This window comes from Pseudomonas sp. PDM05 (assembly GCF_014851685.1).
GTDB lineage: Bacteria > Pseudomonadota > Gammaproteobacteria > Pseudomonadales > Pseudomonadaceae > Aquipseudomonas.
In genome coordinates this window covers 81686-93308 of sequence record NZ_JACVAC010000017.1, presented here as the reverse complement: position 1 = coordinate 93308, position 11623 = coordinate 81686, and the positions used below count along the sequence as shown (strand labels likewise).

At 61.6% G+C, this 11623-nt stretch carries 12 protein-coding genes; 8 read left to right on the top strand and 4 right to left on the bottom strand.

Translation table 11 applies throughout. The annotated features are described in order from the left end of the window. Positions 1–415 precede the first annotated feature (415 nt). On the top strand, positions 416–1024 hold the full coding sequence (locus IB241_RS24730) for a LysE family translocator (RefSeq protein WP_192300798.1): 609 nt from the start codon (positions 416–418) through the stop codon (positions 1022–1024). Positions 1025–1121: 97 nt separating this feature from the next. Then, positions 1122–3410, top strand: a complete 2289-nt coding sequence (gene metE, locus IB241_RS24725; RefSeq protein WP_192300797.1) for a 5-methyltetrahydropteroyltriglutamate--homocysteine S-methyltransferase — start codon at positions 1122–1124, stop codon at positions 3408–3410. Positions 3411–3542: 132 nt separating this feature from the next. Here the strand turns inward: metE and IB241_RS24720 are convergent, their stop codons facing one another. Next, positions 3543–4697, bottom strand: coding sequence for a DUF1624 domain-containing protein (locus IB241_RS24720; RefSeq protein WP_192300796.1), 1155 nt, complete (start codon positions 4695–4697; stop codon positions 3543–3545). Between the two features lie 147 nt (positions 4698–4844). On the opposite strand from IB241_RS24720, the gene IB241_RS24715 reads away from it, so the two are divergent. Both IB241_RS24715 and yfcF read left to right on the top strand, forming a co-directional pair. Beyond that, entirely contained in the window at positions 4845–5381 is a 537-nt protein-coding gene (locus tag IB241_RS24715; protein ID WP_192300795.1) for a DUF924 family protein, read from the top strand. A gap of 98 nt (positions 5382–5479) precedes the next feature. After that, entirely contained in the window at positions 5480–6112 is a 633-nt protein-coding gene (gene yfcF, locus IB241_RS24710; protein ID WP_192300794.1) for a glutathione transferase, read from the top strand. Between the two features lie 4 nt (positions 6113–6116). Here yfcF and IB241_RS24705 read toward each other — a convergent pair whose 3' ends face one another. Further along, positions 6117–6362 (bottom strand): hypothetical protein, encoded by a 246-nt coding sequence (locus IB241_RS24705; protein WP_192300793.1) that lies wholly within the window; start codon positions 6360–6362, stop codon positions 6117–6119. Positions 6363–6494: 132 nt separating this feature from the next. Between IB241_RS24705 and IB241_RS24700 the strand changes: the two genes are divergently transcribed. Next, entirely contained in the window at positions 6495–7139 is a 645-nt protein-coding gene (locus IB241_RS24700; RefSeq protein ID WP_192300792.1) for an ATPase, read from the top strand. A 34-nt stretch (positions 7140–7173) separates the two neighbouring features. Next, on the top strand, positions 7174–7515 hold the full coding sequence (locus IB241_RS24695; protein ID WP_192300791.1) for a hypothetical protein: 342 nt from the start codon (positions 7174–7176) through the stop codon (positions 7513–7515). 138 nt (positions 7516–7653) lie between these two features. On the opposite strand, the gene IB241_RS24690 is transcribed toward IB241_RS24695, so the two are convergent. Beyond that, a complete protein-coding gene (locus IB241_RS24690; RefSeq protein WP_192300790.1) occupies positions 7654–8400 on the bottom strand; it encodes a creatininase family protein in 747 nt (248 codons plus the stop codon). A gap of 30 nt (positions 8401–8430) precedes the next feature. Then, positions 8431–9144, bottom strand: a complete 714-nt coding sequence (locus tag IB241_RS24685; RefSeq protein ID WP_192300789.1) for a murein L,D-transpeptidase catalytic domain family protein — start codon at positions 9142–9144, stop codon at positions 8431–8433. A gap of 40 nt (positions 9145–9184) precedes the next feature. Here IB241_RS24685 and IB241_RS24680 point away from each other — a divergent pair, with 40 nt between their 5' ends. Both IB241_RS24680 and dapF read left to right on the top strand, forming a co-directional pair. Further along, a complete protein-coding gene (locus IB241_RS24680; protein WP_192300788.1) occupies positions 9185–10762 on the top strand; it encodes a L,D-transpeptidase family protein in 1578 nt (525 codons plus the stop codon). Positions 10763–10802: 40 nt separating this feature from the next. Further along, complete coding sequence (gene dapF, locus IB241_RS24675; protein WP_192300787.1) at positions 10803–11609, top strand: diaminopimelate epimerase; 807 nt, start codon at positions 10803–10805, stop codon at positions 11607–11609. Positions 11610–11623 lie beyond the last annotated feature (14 nt).

The following is an 11623-nucleotide window of genomic DNA, read 5'->3' as shown; positions in this document are numbered from 1 at the left end:
GCGGCGGCACGGCAGGCAGAGGTGTTGCCTGATCCGCCGCCTTCGCAGGCAAGCCAGCTCCCACATTTTTTAACTGTGTACACCTGACACAGCCTGCAAACCCTATTCCCTGTGGGAGCTGTCGAGCCTTGGCGAGGCTGCGAATGCGGCGGCACGGCAGGCAGAGATGTTGCCTGATCCGCCGCCTTCGCAGGCAAGCCAGCTCCCACATTTTTTAACTGTGTACACCTGACACAGCCTGCAAACCCTATTCCCTGTGGGAGCTGTCGAGCCTTGGCGAGGCTGCGAAAGCGGCGGCACGGCAGGCAGAGGTGTTGCCTGATCCGCCGCCTTCGCAGGGCGCACCACAAACGTTCAAGAATTCCCCGAACACGCCTCAGTAGACTCGCCAGACTTCTTCTACTGCAGGTTTTCCATGGACATCTTCCTCTACGCCTTCAGCGTCATGTACAGCCCCGGCCCCGTGAATTTCATGGGCCTCAACGCCGGGCTCACCGGGCAGTTTCGCCGTTCCACCGGGTTTTTCATCGGTGTGGGATGCGCGATGCTGCTGTTGTTTGTGCTGTTTGGCTACACCGGCGAGGCGATCATTTCCCAGGCCGCGTTGCCGTACATCTCGTTGATTGGCGGGGCGTACACGTTGTATCTCGCCTATCAGGTATTCACTGCGCGCACGGTCGTGGATGAAACGACGGCAACCGCACCCGTCAAAACCCTCACGTTCTGGAATGGCCTGGTGATCCAGTTGCTCAACCCCAAGGGCATCATGGCGGTGTTGCCGATCACCAGTGTGATGCTGCCGGCGGCGCACATCACCGGGGTGTCCATCGCGCTGGTGTCGGCGGTGCTGGCGGTTGGTGCGTTCGGCGCGCCATGGGTTTATTCACTGCTGGGTGCAGTGCTCGGACGGCGGATCAATGGCTCGTCGGCGTTCACCGTGTTCAATCGCTGCATGGGCGTGGCACTGGCGGTGTGTGCGTATTTCATGTTCCACGCGTTCTATGTACACCTGATCTCAACATGAGTAGATCTTGTGATCATCTAGAATAATATGAGTTTGTCTCACTATCGCTGACTGTCGACAATGACTGCCATAAATATCGACATTGGAGTTGTTAGTCATGGCAGTCGCTCATTCCCTGGGATTTCCGCGCATTGGACGCGATCGTGAACTGAAAAAAGCGCAGGAAGCGTTCTGGAAGGGTGAGCTCGATGAAGCTGGCTTGCGCGCCGTGGGCCGTGACCTGCGCAAGACCCACTGGGACCTGCAAAAACAGGCCGGTATCGAATTGCTGCCCGCCGGGGATTTCGCCTGGTATGACCAGGTGCTGACCCACTCGCTGATGTTTGGCGTGATCCCCGAGCGCTTCCGCCCAGTCGATGGCAAAGCCACCTTGCATACCCTGTTCGGCATGGCCCGTGGCGTCAGCGACAGCTGCTGTGGCGGCGCCCACGCCCAGGAGATGACCAAGTGGTTCGACACCAACTACCACTACCTGGTGCCTGAGTTCAGCGCTGACCAGCAATTCCACCTGGGCTGGGATCAACTGTTCGAAGAGGTGCAGGAAGCCCGCGAGCTGGGCCACAACGTCAAGCCAGTCATCATCGGCCCGCTGACTTACCTGTGGCTGGGCAAGGCCAAGGGCGGCGACTTCGCCAAGCTCGACCTGCTCGATCGCCTGCTGCCGCTGTACGGCCAGATCTTCCAGCGCCTCGCCGAATTGGGGGTTGAGTGGGTACAGATCGACGAACCGATCCTGGTGCTGGACCTGCCGCAGGACTGGAAAAACGCGTTTGAGCGTGCCTATAACCTGATCCAGCGCGACCCGCTGAAAAAGCTGGTGGCCACCTATTTTGGTGGGCTGGAAGAGAACCTCGGCCTGGCCGCCAACCTGCCGGTGGATGGTTTGCATATCGACCTGGTGCGGGCGCCGGAGCAGTACCCGACCATTCTCGACCGCCTGCCGGCTTACAAAGTGCTGTCCCTGGGCGTGGTCAACGGCCGTAACGTGTGGCGCTGCGACCTGGAAAAAGCCCTGGCGACGCTGCGGCACGCCCATGACAAGTTGGGTGACCGCCTGTGGGTGGCGCCATCCTGCTCGCTGCTGCACAGCCCGGTGGACCTGGGGCGTGAAGACCAGCTGGATGGGGAGCTGAAAAGCTGGCTGGCATTCGCCGTACAGAAATGCGCCGAAGTGGCGGTGCTGGCCCAGGCGGTCAATCAACCCGAGGCAGCGAATGTTGTCGCGGCCTTGGCACAAAGCCGTGCCGTGCAAGCCGCCCGCGCCGCGTCGCCGCGTATCCACAAGCCTGCGGTGCAAGCGCGGGTTGCGGCGATCACTGCCAGGGACAGCCAGCGCCAGTCGCCGTTTGCCCAGCGTATCGAGCAGCAGCGCGCGGGCCTCAACCTGCCGCTGTTCCCGACCACTACCATCGGTTCGTTCCCGCAGACCGCGTCGATCCGCCTGGCGCGCCAGTCGTACAAGGCCGGCAAGTTGAGCGAAGCCGAATACGTCGAAGCCATGCACAGCGAGATCAAGCACGCCGTGGAAGTGCAGGAAAACCTCGGCCTGGACGTGCTGGTGCATGGTGAAGCCGAACGTAATGACATGGTCGAGTACTTCGCCGAGCAACTCGACGGCTATGTGTTCACCCGTTTCGGTTGGGTGCAGAGCTACGGTTCACGTTGCGTGAAACCGGCGGTGATTTTTGGTGATCTGAGCCGCCCGAAAGCCATGACCGTGGAGTGGATCCGCTACGCCCAAGGTCTCACCCACAAAGTGATGAAGGGCATGCTGACCGGCCCGGTGACCATGCTGATGTGGTCATTCCCCCGCGAAGACGTGAGCCGCGAAGTGCAGGCACGGCAATTGGCCCTGGCGATTCGTGACGAAGTGGTGGACCTGGAGGCGGCCGGCATCAAGATCGTGCAGATCGACGAAGCGGCGTTCCGTGAAGGTTTGCCGTTGCGCCAGGCGCAGTGGCAGCACTACCTGGACTGGGCCACCGAAGTATTCCGCCTGTGCGCCTCGGGTGTGCGCGACGAAACCCAGATCCACACCCACATGTGCTACAGCGAGTTCAACGATGTGATCGAGAGCATTGCGGCGATGGATGCCGATGTGATTACCATCGAAACGTCGCGCTCGGACATGGAGTTGCTGGAGGCGTTTGAAGCCTTCGCTTACCCGAACGAAATCGGTCCGGGCGTGTACGACATCCACTCGCCGCGGGTGCCGGATGCGTCGGAGATGGCCAATTTGTTGCGCAAGGCGGCCAAGCGGATTCCGGCCGAGCGTTTGTGGGTGAACCCGGATTGCGGCTTGAAAACCCGTGGCTGGCCGGAGACTGAGGCGGCGTTGATTCACATGGTCACGGCAGCCCGTCAACTGCGCGCCGAATTGGCCTGATTCCTGAGTCGTACACGGTCAAAATGTGGGAGCGGGCTTGCTCGCGAATGCGGTGGATCAGCCAATGAATCCGTTGCCTGACACACTGCATTCGCGAGCAAGCCCGCTCCCACATTTTTGGCCTGTGTAGAGTCAGAGGTATTTGAGCCAGGCCAGGTCGCGGCGCCGCGCTTTCAGTGCTGCGAACCAACGCACTGGCGGATACAGCGCAATCGGCAACAGCAACGCCACCAGCCACACCGCGCCCATGCCATCGAACCCAAAGTAGTTGCCCTGGTTAAGGCCAAACAGCGCGATACAACAGACGTAGAGCACTTTCAGCACATACAAATGCAGCAGATAAAAGAACATCGGCGCCGCGCCAAACGTGGCCAGTAGGCCAATCCAACGTGCGTGCCCGGCCCGTTCAAACGCCAGCAACAGCAGCAGACCGATGCCCAAGGTCAGCGCCAGGAACAACAGCGAAGGCGGATACTTGGTTACGTTGAAAAAGCTCATCAGCGTCTGCACGCTGCTTTCATAGTGCTGCCAAGGTTTCTCCCCGTAACCATTGAGCGCACGCAACAGCACAAAGCCGACCAGCCCAGCCACGCCCGCCAGCGCCAAATAGCGCTGACGCAGCAGTGGCGGTGAGCCGTTGGCGAACCACGGGCCGAGGCCGTAGCCCAAGGCAATCACGCCGATCCACGGCAGCACCGGGTAGGTGATGCGCAGGCGCAGGTTGTCGCCTACCTCGATCCAACTGCGCTCATGCAGGATCGCCCAACCGTTCTGCAGCATTGAGCCCGGCCCGAAGTGCAGGCCGTCCAGCAGGTTGTGCCCGGCGATAATCCCGATCGCCACGGCGATCAACAGCGGCCGCGGCAGCCACACCAAGGCGGCGAGGGCGAGCATGCTCACGCCAATTGCCCAGATGACTTGCAGGTAGATCACTGCTGGCGGCATCTGGAAGGTCCAGGCGAAGTTGACCAGGGTGAATTCCAGCACCACCAGAAACAGCCCGCGCTTGAACAGAAACGCCGACACATCGCGGCGGCCCTGGTATTTCTGGCCGTACAGCCAGGCTGACAAGCCGGTGAGCAAGACAAACACCGGCGCACACAGGTGGGCGAGGGTGCGACTGATAAACAGGCTGGGTTCGGTGCTGTCGATGCTCATCGGGTCGCTGACTTGACGGTGCAGCAGGAAGGTTTCGCGCACGTGGTCCAGCAGCATGAACAGGATCACCAGGCCGCGCAGGGCGTCGATGGAAAGCAGGCGTTGGCGCAGGGGGACAGCGTCGGTCATGGGCAAGGGTCGCAGGGTAGGGGTGGAAAGCGGGTGTTATTCTATAACATTAATCTGCCCGCTGTCGGTTTCTAACCTGTGGGAGCGGGCTTCGTCGTGCCTTGGATTCTGCTAAGGTCTGCCAAACCGCTTTCGCAGGCCTTCACCATGACCACCCCGAAAACCGTCATCGACTTCTGGCAACACGCCGGCCCCAAGCGCTGGTTCGCCAAGGACGAGGCCTTCGACGCCAGCTTGCGCGACACCTTCCACAGCGCCCACCTGCAAGCCGCACGCCGTGAGCTGGAAAGCTGGCTGGACTCGGCAGAGGGCGCCCTGGCCCTGCTGATCCTGCTCGACCAATACCCGCGCAATGCCTTTCGCGGCACTGCCCATATGTTCGCCACCGACCCGTTGGCGCGCTTGTATGCCGGGCGCATGGTCGAGGCCGGGTTGGACCAGTTGATCGAGCCTGCCTTGCGTGCGTTCTGCTACCTACCGTTCGAACATTCTGAAGACCCGGAGGACCAGCAGCGTTCCCTGGCCCTCAACCAGACGCTGGATGCCAACACCTACCACTGGGCCAAGGAGCACGCCGAGATTATCCAGCGCTTCGGGCGGTTTCCTCATCGCAACAGGGTGTTGGCCCGCGTCAGCACTGAGCACGAGCAGGCCTTTTTGGACAAGGGCGGGTTCGCCGGATAGGTCCCAGCATTCCCGCCAGGAATGCCCCTATAAAAAGCTGCCATTGTCTTTCTTGCCAGCCATCTCGTAACGTGGGCTTTCACCCAAGGAGCCCTGTCATGAACTCACCCTCGTTGCGCCTGTACGTTGATGCCCAGTTCACCAGCCCCTACGCGATGTCGGTATTTGTCGCGCTGCGCGAGAAGGGCTTGGCGTTTGATACGCAGACCCTGGACTTGGACTCGGCGCAACAGCAGGCTGCGGATTTCACCCAATTGTCCCTGACCCAACGCGTGCCAACCCTGGTGGACGGTGACTTTGCCCTGTCGGAATCCTCGGCAATCACCGAGTACCTGGACGAGGCGTACCCCGCGACGGTGGTGTACCCCGCCGACCCCAAGCAGCGGGCGAGGGCGCGGCAGGTCCAGGCGTGGTTGCGCAGCGATTTGCTGCCCATCCGCCAGGAACGTTCGACGCTGGTGGTGTTCTACGGGCAAAAGATGCCGCCCTTGTCGCCTGCGGCCCAGGCTGCCGCGCAGAAGTTGATCAGTGCGGCACAGGCGCTGTTGGCGGGTAACCCGGACTTTCTGTTTGGCACGTGGTCGATTGCCGATGTGGACCTGGCCGTGATGCTCAATCGCCTGATTCTCAATGGCGACAGCGTGCCCGCCGAGTTGGTCGCCTATGCGCAACGCCAATGGCAGCGGCCGTCGGTACAAGCCTGGGTCAACCTGCAGCGGCCTGCGCTCTAGCGGTTTAAAGCCATTCCTGGGCCACGCGGCGGTCCAGGTCTTCCCAGTCGGCCATGCCCAGTACCCGTGTGGTGTTCAAACCACGCAGGTAGCCGCGCAATTGCTGGGCGCTGGCGCAACGTTGCTCGGCGTCGGCCGTTTCGTCCTGCAGTACCGTCTCATAGTCGACCAGGTAGTCGGCGATCCTCTCGCGAAACTCTGGCAGTACGGCATCGCGGATACGGTCGAACGTTTTCTGGTGGGGCTTCATGGGGGGTCCTTATCTATTTTTATCTAGGCACTATTGGTTCAGATAATAGTCACCATCACGGATCGCAAGTTCTGTTTTTTCAGGAAAAGCGCAAAATTGCCCCCATCGAAACGCTGTTCAAGGAAACGCGCGATGAGGACGATAATTCAGCTGGGTTTGATGCTGGTGATGCTGGGCTCGGTGGCCATGAACAACGCGGCCATCGCCGATGATTTAGATAGTAGCCATTTGCTACCTATCGACGCTAGCGTAGACTCCCTGCAACATGCGCAGTCGGTAGGGGTGTTGTTAAGCGACAATACCCGCGACAACCTCAGTTACCTTGAACGCTACCATGACATGGCCTTGAACGGCGCCAGGGATGCCCTCGACGAGCGTATCCGCCAGGCGTTCGTCAACAGTTCCGACCCGGAACTGGCTATCGACTGGTTGATAAACTCGCTGCAAGGCACCTTTTTGTCGGTCACCGTCTACGACAACCTGGATGCCCTGGTGCAGGCACACCCCGATGTGGTGGTGATGCTCGATACCCACAATCAACTGCTGACCCCTCGGAACGATCAGGTCGAGGCACGTTTTACCGCACGGTTCTACAACGCGAACCTGCAATACATCGCCAAGGCCGAAGGTGCTGTGCGTCGGCAAGTACCGTCGGTGTGGGTGCATGACAAGGCGGCGCCGGAAATTGCCGCGCAGATCGAACGGCAGCGGGATGTCCAGCAAGCGGCCTTGCAACGGTTTGATGCATCGCTCAAGGCGTTGGTCCAAGCCGGTTGATGTGAACTTTTTTGTTATTTTTTCAGGAATTTATATGCGTTATTTTTTCGCCCCGGCCCTGGCCTTTGCTTCACTGTGGCTGGCCGGTTGTGTGTCTGCCCCGAATGCGCCGACATTGACCCTGCTCACCGCCAAGACCCCTGAAGGCTATGCCCAGTGTGTGCTGCCAAAGCTTGAAAAACACGGCATCACCTCGACCGTCACGCAGAACTCGCGTCACGCCAAGGTGGTGTTGACCAGCAAGATTGCGGCGGATGATGTGCTGGAGGCCTACAAGACCCAGGACGGAACCAAGGTGTTCTTGTATGAGCGCAAGCCGTTGGCATCGACGCTGACGCCGTCGCGGTTGGAGTTGGTAGCGCAGGAGTGCAAGTAACCCACACACAAACCCTGTGGGAGCGGGCTTGCCCGCGATAGCGGTGTATCAGTCAACAAATATTTGGACTGACACACCGTCTTCGCGAGCAAGCCCGCTTCCACACAAGCCCGCTTCCACATTTTTGACCTGTGTGGCCTAGGGCTTGGCTTCGTTGCTGAACGCGTTGACCGTCTTGACCAAACCTAGCGCCGCCAACGCCACCAACTCCCCACCTTTCTCCACTGTCGCCAGCGCCGGGTCCGAGCCCATGCGTCCGTCGGGGAAACGTGCGCGGAAGTCCAGCGCTTCGCGGATCGGCCCGGTGTTGGCGATCTGCGGCGAGTACTCGGCGACCTTGATCGACTGCGGGTACGCCCACTGCGTCACTGCAATCTCCGATGGCGTGGCATGGCTGCCATGGCCGACCGGAAACTGCTTGTGGGCCAGGTCGTTGACGCCTTCCAGGTCCCACCAGTTGACCAGCTTCAGCGCAAACCCGGCCGGGCGGCGGGCGAAGCTCGCTTCGGCGTACAGCTCGGAAAACGCCGCCTCAATCGTGGCGATGTTGCCGCCGTGGCCGTTCAGGAACAGGATCTTGTCGAAACCATGCCCGGCCAGCGAGCGCACCCAATCGCCAATCGCAGCAATAAAGGTGGAAGGGCGCAGCGAGATGGTGCCGGGAAAACCCAGGTGATGCTGGGCCATGCCGATATTGAAAGTCGGGCCGATCAGGATGTCGGCATTTTTCTGCGCCTCATGGGCGATGATTTCCGGGCACATCCAATCGGTGCCCAGCAGGCCGGTGGGGCCGTGCTGTTCGTTGGAGCCGATGGGGATCACCACCGTGCGGCTGCGTTCCAGGAACTGCCCGACTTCGATCCAGGTGGACGTATGTAGCAGCATGCGATGCTCTCTTTTATCGATGGGGACAGGCTATCCGCCACGGATTGTACGACTACTCGCCACCTGTTGGGGTTTGCAATTGAGGTAGGTCGACGACTTCAGCCAGTGCTGGTCCGGATACCAGGAAAACATGAACTGCCCATCCTTGAGTTTGTCTACCACCTGGCGTGCCACCTGCGGGCGCACGGCGGGGCAGCCCTGGCTGCGGCCGATACGGCCTTCGCGCTTGCTCCACAGGGGGCTGACGTAATCGGCCGCATGGATCACCAACGCACGGTCGCGGGCCTGGTCATTGAAGCCCGGTTCCAGGCCATCCATGCGCAACGAGTAGCCGTGGGTGCCCAGATAACTTTCCTGAGTGCGGAACAGGCCCAGGCTGGATTGATGGCTGCCCTCGCGATTGGAGAACTGGGTGGCGAAGTTTTCCCCGGACTTGGCGCCATGGGCCACCAGGTCGCGCAGCACCAGGGTCTTTTTGCGCAGGTCGAAGATCCATAGCCGACGTGCGGTCGAGGGCTGGGAGTAGTCGATCACGGCCAGGCGCTCGGAGCGTTCCTCGCCATTGTTGACCGCACATTGCATCGCGCTCAGGGCGCTTTTCAGTACAGTGGGATTGAGTTCTGGAGCCGAGCGCGCCAGGCTGCTATACAAGGAAGGAGGGTTGCCATTGGCGGCGAGTGCATAATTGCCCAACGCGGCCAGGCTCATGGTGATCAAACCCAGGCGGCACAAAAAAGTTAGCATCTACAGTACATCCCCCCACTGTGGATTGGAGTTAAGCCAATTGTTCAAAAAACACGCATGTTACTTGAGCATTTGCTTGCTCGTTGCACCACTGGTCGCGACAGCCGATGAGCTGGCCGCCGAACCTGTGCCAATTGTTTCACCCAGCCCGATTCAACAAGCCCTGGCGGCACTGCCCGGTGTTTGCCCCAGCCTCGCGCCGCAGATTGACGCCGCCGCGCTGGCGCGCCTGCAAGCGTTCTACCAGCAGCAAGGCGACGTACCGTTGTGGTCCGCCGAACAACGCCAAGCGCTGCACACCCAGCTGTTGCTGCTCGCCGACGACGGCCTGGACCCCACCCACTATAGCCAACCCACGCCGGATGCCACGGCCAATGTGCTGTGCAGCGACATCGATGGCAGCCGCCACTACCTGCAAGCCTTGCAGGATTTGCACTACGGCCGCCTGCAACAATCGCGCTACGAACCGCTATGGCATGCCCAGCCGCCAACCCGCGACCCGAACACCGAAGTGCTGGCCTTTGCCGCCACCGGCCTGCGCGACATGGCCCAAGCCTTCGATCAGGCGCGGCCCAGCGCCGATTTGTACCGCAGCCTGCGCAACGCCTATTCCACTGTGCGTCAGCAACCATTGCCGCACTGGGACGCGGTCGCCAGCGGTCCTTTATTGCGTCCCGGCATGGACGACCCCCGCGTGCCGGAATTGGCGCGGCGCCTGGTCAGTGGCGGCTACCTGGTCACCGCGCCCGCCGGCAAGCTGTACCGCGACGAACTGGTCAAGGCAGTCAAGGCCTTCCAGCTCAGCCACTCCCTGCAGGCTGACGGTGTGATCGGGGCCGGCACCGTGGCCGAGCTGAACATCAGCCCGGCAATTCGCCGCGAACAGCTGCGCATCAACCTCGAACGCTTCCGCTGGCTGGCCCAGGACCTGGAACCCGAGGGCGTGCTGGTCAACGTCGCCGCCGCGCAACTGAGCGTGTACCAAAGTGGTATCCCGGTGTGGCAAACCCGCCTGCAAGTCGGCCGCGCCGAGCGCCAGACGCCGTTGCTCAAGTCGCGCATCACCCGGCTGACTCTCAACCCCACGTGGACCATCCCGCCGACCATCATGCGCGAGGACAAACTCCCGGCCATCCGTCTCAACCCCGAGTACCTGCGCCAGCAAAACCTGCAAGTGCTCGACCCCGAAGGTCGTCCGCTGGCACCCGAACAGATCGACTGGGCGCGCCCCGGCAACATCCTGCTGCGCCAGGAAGCCGGCCCGCGCAACCCGCTGGGCAAGATCGTGATGCGCTTTCCCAACCCGTATTCGGTGTACCTGCACGACACGCCGAGCCAACCGCTGTTCAGCAAGGGCCCACGGGCGTTCAGCTCGGGGTGTGTGCGCGTCGAACAGCCGCTGATGCTGCGTGACCTGCTGGTGAGCCCGGCCGAACGTGCGCGCACCGATGAACTGCTGGCCACTGGGGTGACCCACGAATTCCGCCTGGCCACGCCGGTGCCGGTGCTGTTGGGGTACTGGACGGTGGAAGTCGACCGCCAGGGTGGCTTGGTCTACGCGCCGGATATTTATGCGCGGGATCTGTTGCTGATGAAGGCCATGGGCACCACGCTCTGACCCCCTGCAACTCATCTCTCGGCTCGAATAAGGACCGCCCATGCCCTTGCAGTTCGTAAAAATGCACGCCCACGGCGATGACTTCATCATCGTTGACCGCCGTGGGCGGGACGACCCGATCACCGCGCAAGTCGCACGCCGCCTGGGCAACCGCCATACCGGTATCGGTTTCAACCAGCTCGCCGTGGTGCTCGACTGCGATGATGCAGCGGCGCGGATCAAGTTCTGGAACCCCAACGGCACGCCGCTGCAGGCCTGCGGCAGCGCGACCCGTGGCGTGGCAGATCGCTTGATGCTGGAGGCGGGCAGCGATTCCATCGTGTTGCGCACCGACCGCGGTTTGCTGACATGTGTGCGGCAGGCCGGGCGGCAAGTCTCGGTGAACATGGGCGAGCCGTCGCTGGAGTGGGCCGCCGTGCCCTTGGCCGAAGCCCTGGATACGTTGAGGTTGCCCCTTGAGGGCGAGCCGGCGGCATGCAGCATGGGCAACCCGCATTGCACGTTTTTTGTGGCGGATCTTGCCGCCGTCGATGTGGCCGCCGCAGGTGCTGCGTTGGAAACTCACCCGCTGTTTCCGGCCAAGACCAATGTGCATTTTGTGCAAGTGCTCGACCGTGGGCACATCCGCCTGCGCATCTGGGAACGCGGCGGCGGTGTGCCATTGGGCTCCGGTTCGTGCTGTTGCGGGGCGGTGGTCAATGGCATCCGTCGTGGCTTGCTGGATGCCACGGTGCAGGTGCAGTGCGACGGCGGCACAGTGACCGTACAGTGGGCGGGCGAGGGCGGTGTGGTGTTGACGGGGAGTGTGGAGCCGGTGATGCAGGGGACTGTTTTCAGTGTTGGCTGAAGTCAGCGGCCGTT